The following is a 20717-nucleotide window of genomic DNA, read 5'->3' on the forward strand; positions in this document are numbered from 1 at the left end:
CTAGATGTCATAATTTTTATATCTAAATATCCTCTTTGATATTAAATAGCTTAGCACTCCATATAGCGCTACAAAAACTATCTTTATAGAAAAGATATTTTTAGCAAGATGCGAAATAATAATGTCTACACCCATAAAACTTAATAGTATGTATGAGAATATTATATAAAATAAATACACTACTATGTTTACTATAGCTATACTTAATAAATTTTCCATATTAATGTTATCTCTAATAAAATATATTATTAAATAAATTATTGTAAATAAAAATAAATTTAAAAACAAAACCTCATGAGCAAGTAAATCATTTAAAATTGCTACAACTATGGTCCAAATTAAGCCTTCTCTGCTCTTTGCTAATAATGCAAGCGACACGACTAAGCAAAGCGTCATGTTAAATATAAAATTAATTGGCAAAAAGTTTGGTAATATGGCTGCTTTTAAAATATAGTTTATAAATAAAAAAATTAAAAACGCTAAAACTTTCATCTCATTACCTTTTAATTATAAATACATTTGAAACATCTTTTATATCTACTGCCGCCTTTACCTTTATAAGCTTCTTTAAATTTGATTCATCGTTTATAACTTCAACTACTTCCCCTAAATAAATATTTGGTGGGTACTCATCTGATGAACTTGATGTGATAAGCTTGTCGCCAACTAAAACATCGGCATTTGAATCAAACATATAGCCTTCGATCTTAGAATCAAAAGTTCCGCCCATAACGCCCGACTCATTGTTTCTAAGTATATTAAAACTTACTTTAAACTTATCATCATTAAGAGAAATAACTCTTGATGAATCCTTTGATGCGTCTGTGATTTTGCCCAAAAGTCCTTCGATGTATACGTTGTTTTGTATTTCAGAAGCGCCTATAACTATATCGCCGTCTTTAACACCATCTTTTTTTCCTTTGTTTATGGTAAATCTCTTGTACCATTCATCAGGATCCATGGACGCTATCTTGGCCTTTGTTAAATCGTATTTTGTATTTTGCAATAAATTGTATTCTTTTTTAAGATATGATGACTTCATAATCACAGTTTCGAGCTCTCTGTTCTTATCTTCAAGTATACTTACTTTTTCTTCAAGCTCTTTTATCTTGCTCTTTGAATCATCTTTTGAAAATAAACCTTTAAAACCGTTAGAAATTCTGTTCGCGCCGCCATAAAAAAACGATGATATCTTAGACATAATATCACTAGGCGCAGACTCAACGCTATTAAGAGATTTTTTCTTATTATTTATAGCAATAATAAGAACTATGGCTAATAGTAAAACTAAAATTGTTAAAATTACTTTATGTTTTTTAATAAAATTCATTATATCACTCCATGAGATTATGTTCTTTAAAACTAAAGAAAGTATCTCCAATAATTAAATGATCTAAAATAGATATGCCAATAATTTTCGAGCACTCTACTAGTCTATTCGTTAGCAGTTTATCCTCGTGTGATGGGCTCGAATCACCACTTGGGTGGTTATGAATAAGTATGCAGCTACTTGCATTGCACTTAACTAAATCTCTAAATACATCTCTTGGATGCACTTGAGTTGAGTTTACTGTGCCTTTTGAAACTTCAATTATTTTAATAAGTTTAAGTTTTGTATCAAGTGCAAGCACTATAAATTTTTCTTGAGGTTCGTTCATAAACTCATTTCTATATGCTCTATAAACTTTTTTTGGATCGTTTAGACTTTCAGCTTCATATAAACTTGATGGACCAGTCAGTCTCCTAGCAAGTTCAAGCGCAGCTATAATTTGGCAGGCCTTAGCCTTTCCAATACCGCTAATTTCAGTTAAGTCCTCTACCTTTAAAGATGCATAGCCATTTAAATTGTTAAACCTTTTTAAAATCTCTTTAGATAAATCAATTGCGCTATAGTTTGTTGTGCCAGTGCCTATGATTATAGCTAAGATTTCAGCTAGTTCAAGTGCTTCTCTACCACGGCTGATAAGTTTTTCCCTTGGTCTGTCATCAAGCTTAATGTCTTGCATCATTATTTTTTTCTCTTCTATATTATTCATTGATAAACCCTCTTATATTTTTAAATCTATTGATAAAAAGCTCTGCAATTTTAGCAATTACTATAGATGCAAATGTTCCTATGATGACTAGTATTGGTAAATATGCAAAAATAATCTTATTTGATAATATTATTGATGCGCATAATATTTGTCCAAAATTGTGAAAAAAAGCTCCAACAGCGCTCACACCATAAATGCTAAAATACTTATTTAAGTATCGCTTAAATATATACATAAATATAACGCTTAATATACCTCCACTCATCGACATCAAAAAGGCGATGATATTGCCAAATTGAAGAAAAACTAAAATATTCTTTATGATTATTATAAATAAGCCGTATTTAAAAGAGTATAGATACAAAACTGCAAGAACTGCGATGTTTGCAAGACCTATCCTTAATCCTGGTATGCTAAATGATAGCGGTATGAAGTTTTCTATGATGCTTAAAACCACTGCAAATACAGTGAATAAAGCAATATAAATAAAATCTTTCGTCTTCATCATTTAATCACTGCATCCAACTCTTCACTATCTTTTTTATCTGTCCTTGACTTTATCTCAATGATCATTCTATTTGGTATACAAACTATACTTTGACTAATTGAATGTATCTTTCCTTGTAAAACATCAAGTTTATTTGGACAGTCAGCCTCTAAGACTCTTACATAGTCCTTAGCAATTTCTATCTTGTTAAATCCATACTTAGTCTTTAAAGGATATATGTATGTTTTATCCTTAAATTCAAGATTTTTATATTCTTTGCCATCAACAGAGATGGCTATGTACTTATCATTTGAATTAGACGCGAAAAATTTATCTTTAACGATAAAGATAAATGAAAATAATATTAAAAAAATTATTAAAACGACATCTAATTTTTTCATTTAATAAACCTCTTTTTATCGTTTTAAGGGTATGGCTCTACCATACCCTTAAAAGATAATTATCTAATTATGCTTCTTTATTAGCAGTTTCAGCTTCCTTTGCAGGAGCTTCTACCTTTGGAGCCTCAGCCTTAGGCGCTTCAGCATTAGGCGCTTCAGCCTTAGGTGCTTCAGCATTAGGTGTTTCTACCTTTGGAGCTGCTGGCTTTGGTTTTAAGTTCTCAGCATGAATTGCCTTTGTAGGACATTTTTGTGCACATATAGTACAGTTTATACATCCTTCGTAAACAATGTGAGCTAAGTTATTTTCAAAAGCAATAGTATCTTTTGGACAGTTCTTTACACAAATCTTACATCCGATACATCCTATACCGCATGCTTCTTTAACTTTTTTACCCATGTTAGTGTTTTTACACTTAACAAATACCTTGCTCTTATATGGAACCATCTCAATAATTTTCTTTGGACAAGTTCCAACGCAAATCTTACATGATTTACATTTTTCTTTTAATACATGAGCAACGCCATTTATCATCTCGATAGCATCGAATGGACATGCTTTTACGCATGAAGCGCATCCAACGCAGCCAAATTCACAAGACTTTGGTCCGCCTGAGATTTGTGATGCAAATGAACAGCTTTCTATGCCCTTGTAATCATATTTTATTTTAGTTTTTATCGCAGTCGCCTTGACATAATACGTTGGCAACCATCTTTTCAGCGCTACCTACGTCAACACCAAGTATTGCAGCTATCTTACCTGCGCATGTTGCTCCACCTACTGGACATGTGTTAACAGGTGCTTCTCCCTTTGCAATTGCATTGGCAAGTCCTTCACATCCTGGAAAACCGCAGGCACCGCAGTTAGCTCCTGGTAGTGCAGATAAAACCTTATCTACTGTTGGATCTAGTTTTACTTCAAAAACTCTTGAAGCTATTGATAGTAAAACAGCAAAAATCAAGCCTATGATACCACAGACTGCTATAGGTATTAAATATACTTCCATAGTGTACCTCCTATACTAGTCCTGAGAAGCCCATGAACGCTATAGACATAAGTCCAGCTGCGATCAATGCAAGAGGCATTCCCTTAAGTGGCTCAGGTACATCAACAAGCTCTAGCTTTTCTCTTAGTGATGAAAGTAGTATTAGTGCTAAACCAAAACCAAGTGACGCACCAATGGCGTTTGTTATTACTTCAAATATGTTATAATCACTTTGAATATTAAGTATAGCAACACCTAGTACCATACAGTTAGTTGTGATTAATGGTAGGAAAACACCCATTGCTCCATAAAGAGCTGGAGATATCTTCTTGATAACCATTTCAACGAATTGTACTAAGGATGCTATGATAAGTATAAATACAATTGTTTGTAAATATCCTAAGTTAAATGGGTTAAGTAAAAGCATTTGAACATAGTAAGTAATGATTGAAGCAAGTGTTACTACGAATGTAACGGCTACACTCATTCCTGTTGCTGTCTCTACTTTACTTGAAACACCAAGAAACGGACAAATTCCTAAGAATTGAGCGAAAACATAGTTGTTTACAAAAATTGTAGAAATAAGAATCTTAAATATTGTTCCCATCTAGTTTTCCTCCTTCTTCTTTTTCAATAAGTATATGTTAAAGATTGCTACAAATATACCTAGAACAATGAATGCTCCTGGAGGTAGTACGAATAGAGAAGCTCCATGGAATATTTGGTTACCCCATATAGAACCTGCGCCTATTAACTCTCTAACAAAACCTAATGCACATATTGCAATAGCATAACCTAAGCCAGATGCTAAGCCGTCAATTATCGAGTAAAAAACATTGTTCTTTGATGCAAAGCTTTCAGCTCTAGCAAGTATCATACAGTTTACTACTATAAGTGGGATAAACAAGCCCAATTGCTTGTACATATCTGGTAAATATGCATGCAATACTAAGTCAATGATAGTAACAAATGTTGCTATGATAACTATATATATAGGTATTCTTATCTTTGAAGGTATTACCTTTCTTAATAAGGATATGAAAAAGTTCGAAAGAATTGTAACTATTAAAACTGCAGCTGCCATTGTAACTGAGTTTTTTAGAGTACTAGAGATGGCAAGTACTGAGCATAGACCAACTAATTGTGATAATATTGTATTATTATCAATCATACCGTTTTTAAATATTTTTGATATTTTCATCTCGCACCTCTACTTTAACTTACTCAAAGTGTCAATTGCTTGATTAACAGCTTCTACAGTTGCTCTTGAAGAAATTGTTGAGCCTGATATAGCTTGTATCTCTTCTCCAGAAGCGCTCTTTGATAAAACTAGATCTTGACTTGCATCTATATCAACAAATTGATCTTTAAACTCATCATGTTCGATTCTATCTCCTAGTGATGGTGTTTCTTTGTGTGATAAAACAAGTATCTTTGTAATTTTATCTTCTGCAATGCCTGTTAATATAACAACGTCTCCGCCATAACCTGATCCAGCAGTTTTGAATGTATATCCAATTACTGAACCATCTTTCTTTGCTTCATATATATCTTGTATTTTTTTATTTTCACTCTTTAAGCTTTCTAATTTTGCTGCGTCAAGCTCATCAAAACTATCAGCATCTGGAATTAGCTCTTTAAATGCAGCTTGAGTTTCTTCGTATTCTCTTTCGTCAATGATAGGTTTAGTTAAGCTGTTTGTATAAGATAGTATTCCTCCTGAGAAAGCCGCAATGATAAATAATATTAAACCAAGTTTTATTGTTTCTTTCATTTGCTCTTAACCTCCCCAAATACCTTAGGTGTAGTTAATGACTCGATTAGAGGTGTAGCTGTGTTCATAAGTATGATTGCGTATGAAACACCTTCTGCCATACCGCCATACACTCTGATTATAGCTGTGATTATACCGCATCCTATAGCAAATATAATTCTTCCGTTTGGTGTTACTGGACAAGTAACGAAGTCTGTTGCCATGAAGAAGGCTCCTAAAATAAGACCTCCACCAAGTATATGGTATGGCAATAAGCTTATGTCAACGCCAAATGCTGCTAATAATACTGTTGTTGTTAAAATGTATAGGCAAGGTATCTTCCAATCAATAACTTTCTTTACTATTAGATAGATTCCTCCTAAAACTAATAGTATTGAACAAGTTTCACCTATAACTCCACCGATATTACCAATTGCCATATCCATAAGTGATGGCAATTCACCTGTTGTTCCAGCTTTCATTAATTGAAGTGGTGTAGCTGATGCTACTCCATCAGGTGTAATGTAATTAGTAATTAGTCCTGGCCAAGATGCCATGATAGCTGCTCTTGCGGCAAGTGCTGGGTTCATAAAGTTAGAACCAATTCCGCCGAAGATTTGCTTTACTATGCATATTGCGAAGAATCCGCCAAATACAGGCATCCACCAAGGTGCACTTGCTGGTAAGTTAAATGCTAATAAAATTCCTGTAATTACAGCTGATAAATCGCTTACTGTAACTTTCTTTTTGAATAATTTTTGCATAAATACTTCTGCTACAACGCATGAAATAACTGATACAACAGTTAACATCAAAGCGTTCATGCCGAAGAAGTAAATGCTTGCTGCTAGAGCTGGTAGCATAGCTATGATAACGTCTAGCATCATCTTTTGTGTAGTAGACTTAGAACGCAAATATGGAGCTAAGCTTACTCTATAAAGCTTTTCACTTTGAACATTTTTATTTGTTTCCATATTTCCCTCCTATCTAGATCTTCTTAGAGACTGTTTTATCTCTCTCTTTGCTACTGAAATTCTTTCAGCTAAGAATCTCTTTGCAGGGCAAACGAATGAACAAGATCCACATACTATGCAGCTTTGAGCGTTGTACTTGTCACACATCTTTAAATTGCCTAATTCTTGATATCTTGAGATATAAAGTGGCATTAAGTGTACTGGACAAGCGTCAACACATTTACCGCATTTAATGCATTGGCTTTCTTCTTGATCTTTATAGTCGTTATCAGTTAAAAGGATTATGCCTGATGTGTTCTTAGATATAGGTGTATCTAATGAATATTGTGCAACACCAGTCATTGGTCCACCAACTATAACTTTTGTAACGTCTCCATTAAATCCACCAGCTTCTTCAACTAGGTCTCTAATAGATGTTCCAACGTATGCGTTGATGTTCTTTGGCACTTTAACACCGTTACCTGTAACTGTAACTACCCTCTTATGTGATGCGTGACCAAATGTTACTGCATCGTAAATAGCAACGAATGTACCAACATTACTTACAAATGTGTTAACATTCTTAGTTCTTCCTCCTTGAGGAACTTTTCTTCCTAAGATTGAGTCAACCATTCTGTAAGCGTCTCCTTGAGGGAACTTTGTCTTAAGTACTGCTACTTTGATAAACTTATCGTCTTTAAGCTTTTCTTCTAGTAGGTCAATAGCGTCTTTTTTATTATCTTCAATTCCTATGTAAGCACTGCTAACGTTAAGATATTTCATAACTATCCTAAGTCCGCCTATCATTCTGTCTGAATATTCAAGCATCATTCTGTGGTCACATGTCAAGAACGGCTCACATTCAGCAGCATTAATGATTATAGTGTCTATGGTGCCATCGTCAGACGATTGTATTTTTGCAAACGATGGGAACGCTCCTCCACCCATACCTATAATTCCTGCTTCTTTAATTAGTTCGATGATTTTTTCTTTAGATAGATTTCTAAAGTCACCGTAACCCTCCATTAAAAGTTCACTACAATTTGGATTGCCTAAGGCCTCTAATTCTTCATCACTTGCTTTTTCAATAGTAATTGAATTTACAAGCCAGCCTCCAGTAGTGTAAACTTTGCCAATATCTCTAACTATACCAGAAATACTAGCATGAACAGGTGCAAATAAAGATGCATCACTGTCACCAATCTTTTGGCCTTCTCTAACGAAGTCGCCTTTTTTAACAAGTGGTGTACATTCAGCGCCTACATGTTGGTTTAGTGGAATAACAACTTTACTTGGCTCTTTTTGCTCTTCAATTGCTTGTTTTTCTGATAGTTCCTTATACTCGGGCATATGAACGCCTCCAGCAAAGGTCTTAAGTATTGACATAAAATCACCCCATTTCACAAATAAATATTATAACATTAAATTCGAATAATATCAAGACTTTGCGCTCACAATAATTAAATCTTTTATCTTCGAATAAACATTTTGAAAATTAATTTTGCCATCATAAATCATATTTTCTTTCAGAACTAAAGCATTCTTCTCATAACCAAGCGGTATATATATCTTTTCGTTTTGAAGAAAATTATTTATTTCTTTGTATTCAATCTTGTTAGTATATAAATTTTTTAGTAGTTCTTCATATCTATCGTCAGAGTAGCCACTAAAATTTGCTTCTGATCTGTTTGAAAACCTATAGTTCAAATCAAACGAATTATTTACTAGGTACTCTCCTACATATATGTCGTAGTTTTCAGTAAAGCTAATGTCATTTGCATTTTTGCCGAGCATCTCAACCTTAAATCCAGCGTTATCAAGCTGTGTATAAATTATGTTGGCTATAGCTCTTTTCTTGGCATCGTTTTTATTATAAAGTATATTTAATTTAATAATTTTATTGTTTTCATCGACATACTGATGATTTTCATTCTTTTTCACACTGAGCTTAGATAAATCTTCTTTCTCTTTTATATCGTGAAGACCAAATATAGATTCTTCAGGGTAAAATCCTTGACATAGCGATAAATTAGTAGAAAAAACTTCCTTATTTATTATATCTTTATTTATACTAGCCTCAAGTACTTTTCTTAAGTCAAGTGATGGATTCTTCTTATAATTAAATCCTATATAATAAAGCTTATTCGATGCAAACTCAAGTGCTGTGTACTTAGAGCTGTTTAAAAACTCTGAGTAATTTGTATCAAAAGCCGTGTATATATCAAGCTTTCCTGTTTCAAAAATGCCTTCAAAGTTACTAGGATTATCTATGACAATGCCTGTAACTGTATCAATTGATGCTTGACCATTGAAATAAGATTTATTTTTCTCCAAAATAAGCGTCTTGTTATTTTCATAAGACTTAAACTTGAATGGTCCTGTGCCATTAGGCGTATAATTTTTATAATCATCAGACGATGATATTATAGGAAAAGTTAATTTATATAAATTATTTTTACTTGCGCTTGCAAATCTCACTTCTACAGTGTTATTATCAACTCTATTCATAGCAAAGTTTTGCGAACCATTAAAAATTTTATTTGACTCGTCATTAATCAAGTTATAATAAAATGATCTATCCTTATTATTCAATATATAATTATATGAAAAAATTACATCATCTGCGCTTAAAATTTTGCCATTATGAAATTTAACGCCTTCTCTTAACTTTATTCTATAAGTTCTGTCGTCAATTTTTTCGACTGAACTTGCTAACAAATTATTTAGCGATGAATCATCATTAATTTCTAAAAGGCTTGAATATATCAAATCTTTGAAATAAAAATAATACAAGTTATCATTAAGTATTGGATTAAATGTTTTAAATGGTGTTAGCGGCAGATTGATATTGCCTCCTTGTGACAATAAATATGCTTCTCCATCCTCTTTATTTGCGTCTTCTTTATCATCAATTTTATTACAAGCTACAAAATTGATGCAAAGAATAAAAATCATTATTAATAAAAATATTTTCTTTTTCATCTTACGTAATCCTCCAATAAATTTGAAAGCTCACCAAGAAAAATACCATATTTATCCATAAAACTAATTATATTTTTTGTTAATTTGATTTCTCTAACATATTTTCTTGTTTCGTTAAAGTCAACATAGTTGTCCATATCTTCTTTACTGTATCCTTCAGAATTGACCCAGCGTTTAGCATTTTCTGGTCCTGCGTTATATGCAAGAAGCGCGTGCTCTTCGTCTGAGTCCATAATTTTCATTAAATGTGACAAATAATATGTTCCTAGTCTAATATTATTATCAGCAGACTCTATCTTATAATCTTCTATCTTTAGTTTGTTCATAAGCCAAAGCGCTGTTGATGGCATTAGCTGCATAAGGCCTATAGCGCCTTTTGATGAAACTGCAGTCTCTTTAAAGCGTGATTCCTTGAATATAACCGCTTTAACTAAGGATCTATCGACATTGTATTCAGTTGAGTATTTGTCAATAATATCGTCATACTTTTTGGGTATGAAGTATAGATAAACTAACTCCACCAAAAATATTATTATAAATAGCTTTATTATAAATTTAATTAGCTTTTTCATTTATTCTCTCCAAAGTTTTCAAGACTTCTCTCTTTAAATCGTCTTCTGAGGCATTGTTATTTATAATATAATTAGACGCTTTAATCTTTTCTTCACTCGTAATGCGAGTGTCTATCATAGCTATAGTCTCTTTTTCACTAATTTTATTTCTATGCATAAGTCTTGAAACTTGTATTTTTTTATCAATATTTACAAAGATAATGCCTTTAATCTCAATTTTAGAATCAAGAAAATATTCACGTGCTTCAAAAAACATTGGCACTTCGATGAAATTAAATCCATCTAAAAGCATTTCTTTTATTTTTTCATAAACAAGTGGATGCACGAAGGCTTCTACTCTATTTTTTAAGGATATGTCTTTAAAAAGAGTCTCTCTTAATTTATCTTTGTCAAGCTTTTTATCAATTGTAAAAAATTTTTCGCCAATTTCTTTTTTAAAGCTCTTCAAAAACTCTTCGTCCTTGTAAAGTTCCTTCACTACATCATCTGCGCTGATGGTATTGTATCCTTCTTCAGCTATAATCTTTAAAACTGATGATTTTCCTGAAGCAATAGATCCAGTCAATATATAATTATTTTGCATCGTACCAATTATCCGCTTGATTAATATCAACTTTTAGATTCATATCAAGTCCATCGATATCTTCCATAAGAGTCTTAATAATCTTTCTAACCTTGTCAACTTCTTCATTCTTTGCTTCAACAACGATTTCGTCGTGAACGGTAACTATGATGTGCGCATCGATACCTAATTCTCTAAATTTATTAAATATCTTAACTATGGAAATCTTGATTATGTCCGCGCTAGTGCCTTGTATAGGCATATTTAGCGCAACTCTCTCGCCAAAAGCTCTTATATTGTAGTTTGAATTTTGAAGCTCTGGTATATTTCTTCTTCTATTAAAAAGTGTCTTAACATAGCCATCTTCTTTAGCTTTTTCAACTACATCATTCATATATTTATGAACGCCTGAGAATTTTTCAAAATAGTTGTCGATATATTCTTTAGCTTCTTTTCTTGAAATCTTTAGGTCTTGTGACAATGAATAATCGCTTATACCATAAACAATACCGAAGTTAACTGCCTTTGCTCTGCTTCTGTGCTCACTATCAACCTCATCAAATGGTATGTTAAATACTTCTGACGCAGTTTTTCTGTGTATGTCAAAGCCCTCTTCAAAAGCGTGAAGCATCTTTTCATCTTTTGCGATGTAAGCAAGTATCCTTAGCTCGATTTGTGAATAGTCGCTGTCAACTAGTGTGTAGCCATCCTTGCTCACAAAAGCTTTTCTAATCTTTCTACCAGCCTCAGTCCTTATAGGGATGTTTTGAAGATTTGGATCTTGCGATGAAATCCTTCCAGTTGCTGTATTTGTTTGATTGAAATAAGAATGAATTCTTCCTGTATCATCGATTAAGTCCTTAAGTCCGTCAATGTATGTTGATTTAAGTTTTTGATAAGTTCTGTACTCAACAATCTGGTCAGCAATTGGATGTTTGTTTGAAAGCTTCTCCAAAACCTCAGCATCAGTTGAATAGCCAGTCTTAGTCTTTTTGATAGGCTTTATGCCAAGCTTATCAAATAATATTTCAGATAGTTTTTTAGGCGAATTTATATTAAATTCTTCACCTGCTAAGCTAAATATAATTCTTTCCTTTTCCTTAATAAGCTCATCGTATTCGTCTCCAAGCCTTAAAAGCTCGTCCCTATCTACCCTAAATCCAGTAAATTCCATGTCGGCCAAAGCCTCGCTAAGAGGAAGCTCTATGTCGTAGAAAAGAGTTCTTTCGTCTAAACTATCAATCTTTTCCTTAAGTATTGGATAAGAATCTTTTATAGTTTTAATCTCGTTACTTAAAACTTCACTTGCCACACCCATGTCAATAGCTGAGACTTTTTTATCTCTAATTTTTTCCTTTTTATAAATGTCATCAAAAGCATTAATTTGTCTTTGCAAATAGTCCATAGCCATGTTTTGTATACTATAGTTTGACTTGTTTGAATCAATTAAATAATAGGCGATGGCAGTATCAAAAGCAAAATTTTTGATCTTGATGCCTTCTTTTTGCGCTAAAACATAAGCTTTTTTTATGTCATGCGAAACTTTTTTAATATTTTCGTCCTCTAAAATATTTTTTATACAAGATAAATTGTTAGTTTTGATGATATAAATTTTATCTAGTATAAAAGTGATATACAAAATATCTGAAGTGAAATATTTATCAGTATCAGTAGTGATGCTAAATATAAATTCATTTTTAACATTTTCAAGTGCATTTAAATTATCTCTATCAATAATTTCTACATCTAAATTATTTTCCGCTACCTCTATTTTTTTGCTGCCTTCTAAGGAATTTAATCTTGAATTTAGTTCCAATTCTTCAAAAATTTCTCTAAGAGCATCATTATCAGCATCGTTAATTTTGTAATCATCGATATTCATTGATATATCAACATCTTTAACGATAGTCGCAAGCTTTTTAGATAAGAAAGCCATGTCCTTGCCATCAATTATCCTTTGATTAGTCTTGTTAATTTTAAGCTCGTCAATGTGATTATAAAGATTTTCTATAGTCCTATACTCGCTAAGAATTTTAAGAGCAGTCTTTTCACCAATACCATAAATACCAGGGATATTGTCCGATTGATCACCCATAAGAGCCTTTAGATCGATGAATTCATCAGGGCTTAGTCCATAAACCTCGTTCATCTTTTCAATATTATATGTATCAAACTCACTAACGCCCTTCTTAGTGATAATAACGTCTGTATCATCTTTAATTAATTGTAGATAGTCCTTATCACCAGTTATTAAAAGCTTCTTAATATATTTATCATCAATCATAGTTAATGTGCCTGCAAGGTCATCTGCCTCAAAGCCAGCCTTGTCCAAAACCTTAATACCCATCTTAGTAAGTATATCCTTAAGTATTGGGAATTGAACGCTTAGTTCATCAGGGAACTTCATTCTATTGCCCTTGTAATCATCATAAATATCTTTTCTGAAAGTTTTTTCTTTTCTATCAAAGACCACACACATGTATTTTGGCTCGTAGTCAGCCTTAATCTTGTCGAGCATGTTTAAAAAGCCATAGATACCGTTAGTAAATATGCCTTTTTTGTTACTTAATAATCTAATTGCATAAAAAGCCCTGTTAAGTAGGCTCGAACCATCTATAATTACAAAATTTTCCATTATAATCACCTGCTAATATCTTAACATTAAATGGGGTATTTGTCAATTGCTTAGAATCACAAATACGCTCAATTATTATACTTATTAATAAATATAAGCATAAAAAAAGAAACGTGCAATAACACGTTTCTTCGTGGTGGACCATTAGGGACTCGAACCCTAGACCCACTGATTAAGAGTCAGTTGCTCTACCACCTGAGCTAATGGTCCAAAACTACTTTACTATTATACAACAAGATTTTTGATTTGTAAAGGGTTTTTTAAAATTTTTTTAAAAAATTTTAAATTAGTTAAAAGAGACAATAAGGTCTCTTTTAACTAAACAGCCTTATTTAACTTGTGAGTTAATCTACTCATCTTTCTAGCAACTTTATTCTTGTGGAATAAGTTTCTTTGTTCTGCTTTCTTTAACTTTTTATCTATAACTTTAAGTACTTCTCTAGCTTCGTCTGTTTTGCTTTCACTAACCAATAATTCAAATCTCTTTATAAGGTTCTTAAGCTCAGTTTTTCTAGATTTATTTACTAAAGTTTTATTCTTAATAACTGATATTCTTTTCTTCGCAGATTTAATGTTTGCCAATAATCTCACCTCCAAATTTCATAACATTGATATTTTACCATAAATTTTTGGAAATAGCAAGACTTTTTTTAATTTTTATTGATTTTTTATAAAAATTCTCATAATAAATATAAATAACTTGTAAATTCATATCAATTATGCTATAATATATAGGTCTGGGGGTAGATGAGTCCTGGTGGGCTCTCCGGTCTTCAAAACCGTGCATGTGGGGTTTGTAGCTTCATAGGTGTGTTCGATTCGCACATACTCCCGCCATATATTGATCAAACTATTGTAGTTTGATCTTTTTTTATTGTTTATCTTCCCTATATGTATTATAATATATACAAAGGAGTGATTTAATGAGCAAAATTTTGAAATTCAAAAACAGCGATGACGATATAAATAAGAATAAATCATATACACAAATCATAACGTCTAAGCCTTACTGCTTCACTTATGCTAATTATAAAAGTGGGCTTATTCTTTCTTATCTATATATAAATGAAAAGGCTTATAAGGTTAATAGCTATTACGAGGCGTATGAGTCTATGCTTAAGCTTCTTTCTAGTGATCATGGTGAGGCCATAAAAAAGTATTTTATTGAGAATAATCTTTCATCTACTAAGAGCTCTGATTTTAAAAGGCCTTACAAGCTTGTGAATGTCTACATAGAAACGAGCTATGCAAGCAAGAAGATTCTTAAGATAATGGATGATCTTACAAGAATTTTTAATATGAAATATTATTTGCTCTCAAATAAAAAGAAAATTAGAACTAATAGTACTAATGACAAATACAAAACTTGGCTTTCGTATTCAAGTTTAAGTAGCGATGACGATGCTCTTCTTAAAAAGATGAGTGAAGATGAAATTAAAAATAATTTTGCGACTGACCTAGTCTTTGGAACTGCTGGTCTTAGAGGTAAGCTTGGTCTTGGTACAAACATGATGAACGTATATACAGTTAAACTTGCTGCCAAAGCCATCGCCCTAGTATTAAAAGAAAAGTTTGATGCGCCATCTGTAGTTATTGGCTACGATACAAGGCATATGTCTCGTGAATTTGCTCATCTTAGCAAAAACATTTTCACGAAAGAAGGCATTAAGGTTTATCTTTTTGATGATGCGTTGCCAACGCCTTTCGTGAGCTATGGCATAAGGCATTACAAGGCCTCCTGTGGGGTCATGGTAACTGCGAGCCACAATCCGAAGGATTACAACGGCTACAAGGTTTACAATGAGCACGGATCGCAAATTCTTGAAGATATGGCTGAGCTTGTGCAAAATAAGATGAAGACTGTAAATTTTGATAATATTTCTATTACAGATAATAATGAAAAATATCTTAAGATAATTGATGATGAGTTTTTTGACTCTTATTATAAGGATCTCTACTCTATTAAACTTGATGTAGATATGGATAAAAATTTAAATTTTGTCTACACACCTCTCAATGGTACTGGTCTTAAGCCAATTGTCAAAGTGATAAAGGATTTTGGCTTTAAAAATTATCATATACCTAAAATTCAAGAGCATCCAGACCCTGACTTTACTAGCTGCCCTTACCCTAATCCTGAGTTTAAAGAAGCTTTTAACGAGGCGATAAAACTGGCTAAAGAAAAAAATGCAGATGCGATATTTGCAAGTGACCCTGACTGTGACAGAATCAATATGGCTGTGAGAAATGATGACGAATATGTGATTTTGGATGGCAACAGGCTTGGCGCGCTTATGCTTGACTTCATTCTTAATCATAAAAAGGCCGAAAAAACTTCATATCTTGTTAAATCAATCGTTACATCAGATTTTGCAAAAGCCATTGCCGAGGATCATGGTCTTGAGTCTAAAGATGTTTTGACTGGTTTTAAAAACATTTGTAAGCTTGCAAATGACTTTGAAAATACTAGTGAGAAGCACTTTTTCTTCGGCTTTGAAGAAAGTATCGGCTATGTTTATAAAGATTTTGTTAGAGACAAAGATGCTGTAAACGCTTTTATGATACTTATTCAAATGACTTCTTATTATAAAAAGCATAATATAAATATCTTGGATCACTTAAATGAACTATACAAAAAATATGGCTACTTTGTTCAAGCGCAAGAGTCTATAGTCTTCGAAGGACTTGATGGCAAGGACAAGATGGATAAGATTATGGATAATTTTAGAAATAATTATAAAACTGAGATAGATGGACTTAAATTTATTAAAAGGATTGACTACTTAAATGATGAAACTGGCCTTGATAAGTCAAATGTGCTTAAGTACTACATCGATGATTATTCATGGATAGCGGTAAGACCATCTGGCACAGAGCCTAAGATTAAATTCTATTTCTCGATAAGAACAAAAAATGAAGATGAGGCAGAAAAAGAATTAGATAGAATTAAAAATATATTTTTAGAAAAAATTAAATAATTTTACAATGTAAAAGGCTATGAAATAACTCATAGCCTTTATTTATTAGTATTCAATTAATCATCTATAAGCGCGTCTAGCTCTTCAAGTCTATCTATCCAAGCTAGATCATCTTTTTTCTTTTGCTTTTTATTTTTCTTCTGCTTTACACAATTTTTATCACTAAACAATGATAAAATTAATATTATAGGGAAAAAAGCTATCATAAAAATTATTTTAACTAAGCCAATTAGCATCTTAATAATCATAAGCCTACTTCTCCACTACTTCTGAAACATTATCACGCTTGATAACTTCAAAAGTTTTGTCGCCTATGTTTGATAGATATTTTGAGTGCGTTACCATAATTATCTGCCTCTTAAAGCTTTCGCTTACCTTGGATAAAAATTCTGCAACATTGTAAATATAATCTTCTGAAACGAATTTTGCTGGCTCGTCAAGCAGTATTGGCCCTTCAATCTTGGGATTAAATACTTCTATCATCGCGAAACGAAGCGCAAGTGAGATGATGTCAACATATCCGCCGCCTCTTTGCTCTTGTGGATCAGTAAGAACTTTTTCGCCATCTACTTCATCTTCTAGAAAGAAGTCAACAGCGACTTTACCATTGATGCTCTTCTCTTCAATCACGAACTTGCTTTGCGAGGCAAAAATTTCATGAAGTGCGCCTGTAACCATGCTCTCGATGCTCTTAATTGCTTGTTTTCTTGCGTAGTCACTAGTTTTTTCTAAAAGCAGCTTTGTTTTTTCGAAGACCATGTTCTTCTCGTCCAATAGCTCTGCTTCTTTCATAAGCGAAGCTTTTTTCTCAAGAAGCATCTCCCTCTTGGTTTTATCTTGCAAAATTTTATTTTCTAGAGACTTATTAAATTTTTTAATTCTATCAATCTCTAAAGCGTAATTAATCATTGTCTTTTAAAAGCTCCTCTGCCTTTGTAATTTCACTAGCTATTTTATTTTCTAAATTTTTTATCTCTGCTTCAAGGTTTTCAGGCTCTATGCCAAGCGCTTTTATCTCTTTAATGATGTTCTCCCTATCATTAAGAAGAATGTTTAGCCTCTCCTCATACTTAACCTTATTTAGTTTTGCCTTGTCTAAACTGTCTTTCAAGGCCTCAAGTCTATTTGTATAATCCATAATATCACCTTTATAAATATTCTTTCACAATCAAGTCGATGTGTGCCTTGTCAACGTCTGAGTTGCAATATGGGCACTTCTTTAGCTTGATAAGTAGTTCTGTGTATTCTTTTAAGTCTTTATTTAAATTGTCATCGTTTTCCTTAATGAAATACTTACCTTTTTCAATTGACACATTTAATTCGTTTAAACGTTTTTTTAATTCATTAAGCTTATTAAATGCATTTAAATTTTTGATTATGGTATTGTCTATATCAAGCTTTTCTGTTATATTTTTACTTTTCTTGTAAATGGCTTCGGTTTTATCGATATCTAATTTTATCAAAGCTAGTTTATTTTGATAAGATTTATATTTATTTAAAATTTCATAAGACTTAGAAATATTTTCTATAAGCGCTTCATTGGATAAAATTTTATCGAAATCATTTATCTTTTCAATTAAATAGTCTTTATTTTTCTTGTTCTCATCAAGTCTGTCTTTAAGTGAATTTATTAAATTTAGCTTTTCTACTGATTCTTCTATATTTTTTGTAAGTGTCTCTCTATCTTTAAGTAATTGTTCTTCTTTTTCTATATCTTTATATATTAAAATTTTTTCATCAAGCTCTTTAATTTCTTCATTTATCCTCTTGATATCAGACTTTTGAGATTTTATATCCTTATTTGTATCATCAATAGCTTTGTCAACTACATCTAAATTATACATCTTACCGATAAGAGCTGACTTTTGTGTCGCTGTATAGCTAAACATGAAAGGTCCATCGTGCTGAAACTGTATATTGAAGTTGATGTCACTCGCCTTATCAAGCGTAATCTTTTTTATCTTCATCACGTTTGATACTTCTGGTGGAAGCCCTGTTCTTAAGCTGTTAAACTCTTGAACTTCGGCAGTCCTCTCATTATATATGATATATAAATTTTCTTTTTTCGAACGCTTTCTCTCAACTGAGTAATCATTATTAAAATAAATTCTGACAGATACAAAATCTTCGTTATTTCTAAGCATACCAAGTCCTTGCGGTTCATTGAAAAATACCCAGCGTATTGCTCTTAGTATCGATGTTTTGCCGTTGTCAGATGGTCCGACGATTACGTTTAGTCCATCCGCAAAATCAAGCGAAGTAAATTTATGCGATTGAAAATTAATTAGATCTATCTTTTTAATCTTGACCATGAATATCTTCCTCCGCCTTCTCTAAGCGCTTTTTCGCCTCGTCTATAACTTCTTTCTCAACACCCTCCGACTTAATAATCTCTTCTAAAACGCTATAGTAGTCATACTTATCAAAGTCTGCCGCTTCTTTTATTGTGTTTTCAAAATTAAGAACTTCTAATTTATCATTCTTGTGCTTTTCGATGTACTCTCTATCTAAAACTTCATAGCCAGGTTTTGCGCACTTCACATCTATAAGCTTGATATCTGGTTTTAGGTCATCATTTATCTCGATTAAAGCGTACTGAGGCATCCTCTTGTACTCTTCAGTCGTGTTTGAGCACCTTGTAAGCGAACCAGGATTTAAAAATATTCTATCGTTAAGGCTTATTATTCCAAAACCTGTGTGGTAGTGACCTGATAATGTTAAATCCGCCTTAGTGTTGATTATATCGGTTACAACGGTGTGTTCTATCTCTTTTATAAATGGTTTTTCTAATAGCATGCCATGAACGACATTTATCAGAAACTCGCCATCTTTTTTATCATATTTGCTAAGTAGATAGGCTTCTTTATCTTCAGCGTCCATCTTGTATATATATGGTGTACCAATAATTTTAACGCTATTGCCATTAGAAAATTTTTCTTCAATAGTATTTTCTCTATCGAGCATCTTAACAACGCCAAATGACTCTAGTAGTCCTAGGTGCGTTCTTGGAAGCGTATCGGGATTACGTCCATATATGTCGTGATTGCCGCTAACCACATAAAATTTTACATTATTCTCTTTTAAATAAAAAAGAATCCTATTAAATTTCACAAGACAAATAGTTGAAACGGTTGGAGTATCAAAAAGATCTCCACCGTGAACTATAAAATTGGCTTTGTTTTCAACTACAAAATGAGCAGCCTCGTCAATCTTATTAATTACCGTTTCAAAATAATTATCAAGTCTATTTATAGGATTTTTTTCTTTTATATGTGTATCTGTTATAAATACAAATTTCATTATATCAACTTTATTCTTCTGTATTTTCTTCTGCTTCTAAAGCTTCGTCTTCTTTTTTACTTGCTTCTCTGACCTTTAATTCTATCTCTTCCATAAGCTCAGGTTTTTCTTTGAATAATTGTTTAACATTTTCTCTTCCTTGGCCAAGTTTTTCACCGTTGTATGAGAACCATGCGCCAGCTTTTTCAATTATGCCTCTATCAACTGCAACGTCTAGGATGTCGCCTTCCTTAGAGATGCCTGTTCCATACATAATATCAAATTCAACTACCTTAAATGGAGGAGCAACTTTGTTTTTAACAACTTTAACACGAACTCTGTTACCTACGATGACATCTTCTTTTTTGCCAACAGCTGTCTCTTCTTTTTGCTTGATTACATCAAATTTTCTTATATCAAGTCTAACTGATGAATAGAATTTCAATGCCTTACCGCCAGTAGTTGTCTCAGGGCTACCAAACATGATACCAATTTTTTCTCTTAATTGGTTAATGAATACTACTGTTGAATTTGTTTTTGATATAACACCTGATAATTTTCTCATCGCTTGTGACATAAGTCTTGCTTGTAAACCGATTGTTGCATCACCCATAGCTCCTTCGATCTCAGTCTTAGGTACAAGTGCTGCAACTGAGTCAACAATAACTAAATCAACGGCACCGCTCCTAACAAGTGCTTCTGCTATGTCAAGACCTTGCTCGCCATTATCCGGTTGAGATACTATAAGTTTATCGATGTCAACGCCCAAGTTTCTTGCATATTGTGGGTCCAAAGCGTGTTCTGCATCTATAAAAGCTGCTGTGCCACCTCTTTTTTGACATTCAGCAATAATGTGTAGTGTTAATGTAGTCTTACCACTTGATTCTGGTCCGTAGATTTCAATGATTCTTCCCTTAGGTATACCGCCTATACCTAAAGCCATGTCAAGCGATAAGCAGCCAGTTGGAATGCTTTCAATATTTAGCTTAGCGTGATCACCAAGTCTCATTATTGAACCTTTACCAAAATCTTTCTCAATCTTTTTCAAAGCTTCATCAAGAGCTTTTTCTCTTTCGTTCATGTCCATTTCTTC

General features: G+C 32.6%; 24 protein-coding genes and 2 tRNA genes. 2 read left to right on the forward strand and 24 right to left on the reverse strand.

The features are described 5' to 3' along the window. The 18 genes from BN30_RS01050 to rpsT all read right to left on the reverse strand — a co-directional run bounded on the left by BN30_RS01050 (position 1) and on the right by rpsT (position 13949). Entirely contained in the window at positions 1–492 is a 492-nt protein-coding gene (locus BN30_RS01050; protein ID WP_019213678.1) for a hypothetical protein, read from the reverse strand. Between the two features lie 4 nt (positions 493–496). After that, positions 497–1330, reverse strand: coding sequence for a rod shape-determining protein MreC (mreC, locus tag BN30_RS01055; protein ID WP_019213679.1), 834 nt, complete (start codon positions 1328–1330; stop codon positions 497–499). 4 nt (positions 1331–1334) lie between these two features. Then, positions 1335–2036 carry a RadC family protein gene (gene radC / locus BN30_RS01060; RefSeq protein ID WP_019213680.1) on the reverse strand — a complete coding sequence of 234 codons (702 nt, stop codon included), beginning with the start codon at positions 2034–2036 and terminating at the stop codon, positions 1335–1337. Continuing rightward, on the reverse strand, positions 2029–2544 hold the full coding sequence (locus BN30_RS08635; protein ID WP_019213681.1) for a Gx transporter family protein: 516 nt from the start codon (positions 2542–2544) through the stop codon (positions 2029–2031). Before BN30_RS08635 ends, radC begins: the two co-directional genes overlap by 8 nt. Then, entirely contained in the window at positions 2541–2924 is a 384-nt protein-coding gene (locus BN30_RS01070) for a NusG domain II-containing protein (RefSeq protein WP_019213682.1), read from the reverse strand. The genes BN30_RS08635 and BN30_RS01070 overlap by 4 nt, the downstream gene beginning before the upstream one ends. 67 nt (positions 2925–2991) lie before the next feature. Then, positions 2992–3633, reverse strand: coding sequence for a 4Fe-4S binding protein (locus BN30_RS08640; RefSeq protein ID WP_242824736.1), 642 nt, complete (start codon positions 3631–3633; stop codon positions 2992–2994). Continuing rightward, positions 3593–3931, reverse strand: coding sequence for an RnfABCDGE type electron transport complex subunit B (locus BN30_RS10255; RefSeq protein ID WP_242824737.1), 339 nt, complete (start codon positions 3929–3931; stop codon positions 3593–3595). The genes BN30_RS08640 and BN30_RS10255 overlap by 41 nt, the downstream gene beginning before the upstream one ends. 10 nt (positions 3932–3941) lie before the next feature. Beyond that, entirely contained in the window at positions 3942–4517 is a 576-nt protein-coding gene (gene rsxA, locus BN30_RS01080; RefSeq protein ID WP_019213683.1) for an electron transport complex subunit RsxA, read from the reverse strand. Then, on the reverse strand, positions 4518–5111 hold the full coding sequence (rsxE, locus tag BN30_RS01085) for an electron transport complex subunit RsxE (protein ID WP_019213684.1): 594 nt from the start codon (positions 5109–5111) through the stop codon (positions 4518–4520). It lies immediately after the preceding gene. A 9-nt stretch (positions 5112–5120) separates the two neighbouring features. Continuing rightward, positions 5121–5684: an RnfABCDGE type electron transport complex subunit G gene (locus BN30_RS01090; protein WP_019213685.1), complete on the reverse strand. Its 564-nt coding sequence runs from the start codon at positions 5682–5684 to the stop codon at positions 5121–5123. Then, entirely contained in the window at positions 5681–6637 is a 957-nt protein-coding gene (locus tag BN30_RS01095) for an RnfABCDGE type electron transport complex subunit D (RefSeq protein WP_019213686.1), read from the reverse strand. The genes BN30_RS01090 and BN30_RS01095 overlap by 4 nt, the downstream gene beginning before the upstream one ends. 9 nt (positions 6638–6646) lie before the next feature. Beyond that, positions 6647–8002, reverse strand: coding sequence for an electron transport complex subunit RsxC (gene rsxC / locus BN30_RS01100; RefSeq protein WP_019213687.1), 1356 nt, complete (start codon positions 8000–8002; stop codon positions 6647–6649). Between the two features lie 51 nt (positions 8003–8053). Next, complete coding sequence (locus BN30_RS01105) at positions 8054–9598, reverse strand: ABC transporter substrate-binding protein (protein ID WP_019213688.1); 1545 nt, start codon at positions 9596–9598, stop codon at positions 8054–8056. Continuing rightward, complete coding sequence (locus BN30_RS08645) at positions 9595–10170, reverse strand: lytic transglycosylase domain-containing protein (RefSeq protein ID WP_019213689.1); 576 nt, start codon at positions 10168–10170, stop codon at positions 9595–9597. Before BN30_RS08645 ends, BN30_RS01105 begins: the two co-directional genes overlap by 4 nt. Beyond that, the gene (gene coaE / locus BN30_RS01115) at positions 10154–10753 is read right to left on the reverse strand and encodes a dephospho-CoA kinase (protein WP_019213690.1); all 600 of its coding nucleotides are present in this window, start codon (positions 10751–10753) and stop codon (positions 10154–10156) included. The genes BN30_RS08645 and coaE overlap by 17 nt, the downstream gene beginning before the upstream one ends. Next, positions 10743–13367, reverse strand: a complete 2625-nt coding sequence (polA, locus tag BN30_RS01120) for a DNA polymerase I (RefSeq protein WP_019213691.1) — start codon at positions 13365–13367, stop codon at positions 10743–10745. The genes coaE and polA overlap by 11 nt, the downstream gene beginning before the upstream one ends. Before the next feature lie 134 nt (positions 13368–13501). Further along, positions 13502–13577: transfer RNA gene (locus BN30_RS01125), tRNA-Lys, on the reverse strand. A 108-nt stretch (positions 13578–13685) separates the two neighbouring features. Continuing rightward, positions 13686–13949 carry a 30S ribosomal protein S20 gene (rpsT, locus tag BN30_RS01130; protein ID WP_019213692.1) on the reverse strand — a complete coding sequence of 88 codons (264 nt, stop codon included), beginning with the start codon at positions 13947–13949 and terminating at the stop codon, positions 13686–13688. Between the two features lie 157 nt (positions 13950–14106). Here rpsT and BN30_RS09955 point away from each other — a divergent pair. Together BN30_RS09955 and BN30_RS01135 are read left to right on the forward strand one after the other, a co-directional pair. Further along, positions 14107–14204, forward strand: a tRNA-Sec gene (locus BN30_RS09955). Between the two features lie 86 nt (positions 14205–14290). Further along, a complete protein-coding gene (locus BN30_RS01135; protein WP_019213693.1) occupies positions 14291–16345 on the forward strand; it encodes a phospho-sugar mutase in 2055 nt (684 codons plus the stop codon). Positions 16346–16401: 56 nt separating this feature from the next. On the opposite strand, the gene BN30_RS01140 is transcribed toward BN30_RS01135, so the two are convergent. Genes BN30_RS01140 through recA form a run of 6 tightly spaced genes read right to left on the reverse strand, consistent with a single transcriptional unit; the run spans position 16402 to position 20705 of the window. Further along, positions 16402–16593, reverse strand: a complete 192-nt coding sequence (locus tag BN30_RS01140; RefSeq protein WP_019213694.1) for a hypothetical protein — start codon at positions 16591–16593, stop codon at positions 16402–16404. A 4-nt stretch (positions 16594–16597) separates the two neighbouring features. Beyond that, on the reverse strand, positions 16598–17254 hold the full coding sequence (locus BN30_RS01145) for a P-loop NTPase family protein (protein WP_019213695.1): 657 nt from the start codon (positions 17252–17254) through the stop codon (positions 16598–16600). Then, positions 17247–17483 (reverse strand): hypothetical protein, encoded by a 237-nt coding sequence (locus BN30_RS01150; protein ID WP_019213696.1) that lies wholly within the window; start codon positions 17481–17483, stop codon positions 17247–17249. Before BN30_RS01150 ends, BN30_RS01145 begins: the two co-directional genes overlap by 8 nt. A 10-nt stretch (positions 17484–17493) precedes the next feature. Further along, positions 17494–18657, reverse strand: a complete 1164-nt coding sequence (locus tag BN30_RS01155) for an AAA family ATPase (RefSeq protein ID WP_019213697.1) — start codon at positions 18655–18657, stop codon at positions 17494–17496. Then, the gene (locus tag BN30_RS01160) at positions 18644–19645 is read right to left on the reverse strand and encodes a metallophosphoesterase family protein (RefSeq protein ID WP_019213698.1); all 1002 of its coding nucleotides are present in this window, start codon (positions 19643–19645) and stop codon (positions 18644–18646) included. Before BN30_RS01160 ends, BN30_RS01155 begins: the two co-directional genes overlap by 14 nt. 10 nt (positions 19646–19655) lie before the next feature. Beyond that, a complete protein-coding gene (gene recA, locus BN30_RS01165; protein WP_034450180.1) occupies positions 19656–20705 on the reverse strand; it encodes a recombinase RecA in 1050 nt (349 codons plus the stop codon). Positions 20706–20717 lie beyond the last annotated feature (12 nt).

The organism is Fenollaria massiliensis (assembly GCF_000312505.2).
GTDB lineage: Bacteria > Bacillota > Clostridia > Tissierellales > Peptoniphilaceae > Fenollaria > Fenollaria massiliensis.

Coding starts and splice junctions, on each gene's coding strand:
- BN30_RS08645 (WP_019213689.1), bottom strand. CDS start 10,170: ATGAAAAAGCTAATTAAATTTATAATAAAGCTATTTATAATAATATTT.
- BN30_RS01160 (WP_019213698.1), bottom strand. CDS start 19,645: ATGAAATTTGTATTTATAACAGATACACATATAAAAGAAAAAAATCCT.
- BN30_RS01150 (WP_019213696.1), bottom strand. CDS start 17,483: ATGGATTATACAAATAGACTTGAGGCCTTGAAAGACAGTTTAGACAAG.
- BN30_RS01145 (WP_019213695.1), bottom strand. CDS start 17,254: ATGATTAATTACGCTTTAGAGATTGATAGAATTAAAAAATTTAATAAG.
- BN30_RS10255 (WP_242824737.1), bottom strand. CDS start 3,931: ATGGAAGTATATTTAATACCTATAGCAGTCTGTGGTATCATAGGCTTG.
- coaE (WP_019213690.1), bottom strand. CDS start 10,753: ATGCAAAATAATTATATATTGACTGGATCTATTGCTTCAGGAAAATCA.
- BN30_RS01050 (WP_019213678.1), bottom strand. CDS start 492: ATGAAAGTTTTAGCGTTTTTAATTTTTTTATTTATAAACTATATTTTA.
- mreC (WP_019213679.1), bottom strand. CDS start 1,330: ATGAATTTTATTAAAAAACATAAAGTAATTTTAACAATTTTAGTTTTA.
- BN30_RS01070 (WP_019213682.1), bottom strand. CDS start 2,924: ATGAAAAAATTAGATGTCGTTTTAATAATTTTTTTAATATTATTTTCA.
- radC (WP_019213680.1), bottom strand. CDS start 2,036: ATGAATAATATAGAAGAGAAAAAAATAATGATGCAAGACATTAAGCTT.
- BN30_RS01155 (WP_019213697.1), bottom strand. CDS start 18,657: ATGGTCAAGATTAAAAAGATAGATCTAATTAATTTTCAATCGCATAAA.
- BN30_RS01090 (WP_019213685.1), bottom strand. CDS start 5,684: ATGAAAGAAACAATAAAACTTGGTTTAATATTATTTATCATTGCGGCT.
- BN30_RS08635 (WP_019213681.1), bottom strand. CDS start 2,544: ATGATGAAGACGAAAGATTTTATTTATATTGCTTTATTCACTGTATTT.
- BN30_RS01135 (WP_019213693.1), top strand. CDS start 14,291: ATGAGCAAAATTTTGAAATTCAAAAACAGCGATGACGATATAAATAAG.
- BN30_RS01140 (WP_019213694.1), bottom strand. CDS start 16,593: ATGATTATTAAGATGCTAATTGGCTTAGTTAAAATAATTTTTATGATA.
- rsxC (WP_019213687.1), bottom strand. CDS start 8,002: ATGTCAATACTTAAGACCTTTGCTGGAGGCGTTCATATGCCCGAGTAT.
- rsxE (WP_019213684.1), bottom strand. CDS start 5,111: ATGAAAATATCAAAAATATTTAAAAACGGTATGATTGATAATAATACA.
- BN30_RS01095 (WP_019213686.1), bottom strand. CDS start 6,637: ATGGAAACAAATAAAAATGTTCAAAGTGAAAAGCTTTATAGAGTAAGC.
- recA (WP_034450180.1), bottom strand. CDS start 20,705: ATGAACGAAAGAGAAAAAGCTCTTGATGAAGCTTTGAAAAAGATTGAG.
- BN30_RS01105 (WP_019213688.1), bottom strand. CDS start 9,598: ATGAAAAAGAAAATATTTTTATTAATAATGATTTTTATTCTTTGCATC.
- polA (WP_019213691.1), bottom strand. CDS start 13,367: ATGGAAAATTTTGTAATTATAGATGGTTCGAGCCTACTTAACAGGGCT.
- rsxA (WP_019213683.1), bottom strand. CDS start 4,517: ATGGGAACAATATTTAAGATTCTTATTTCTACAATTTTTGTAAACAAC.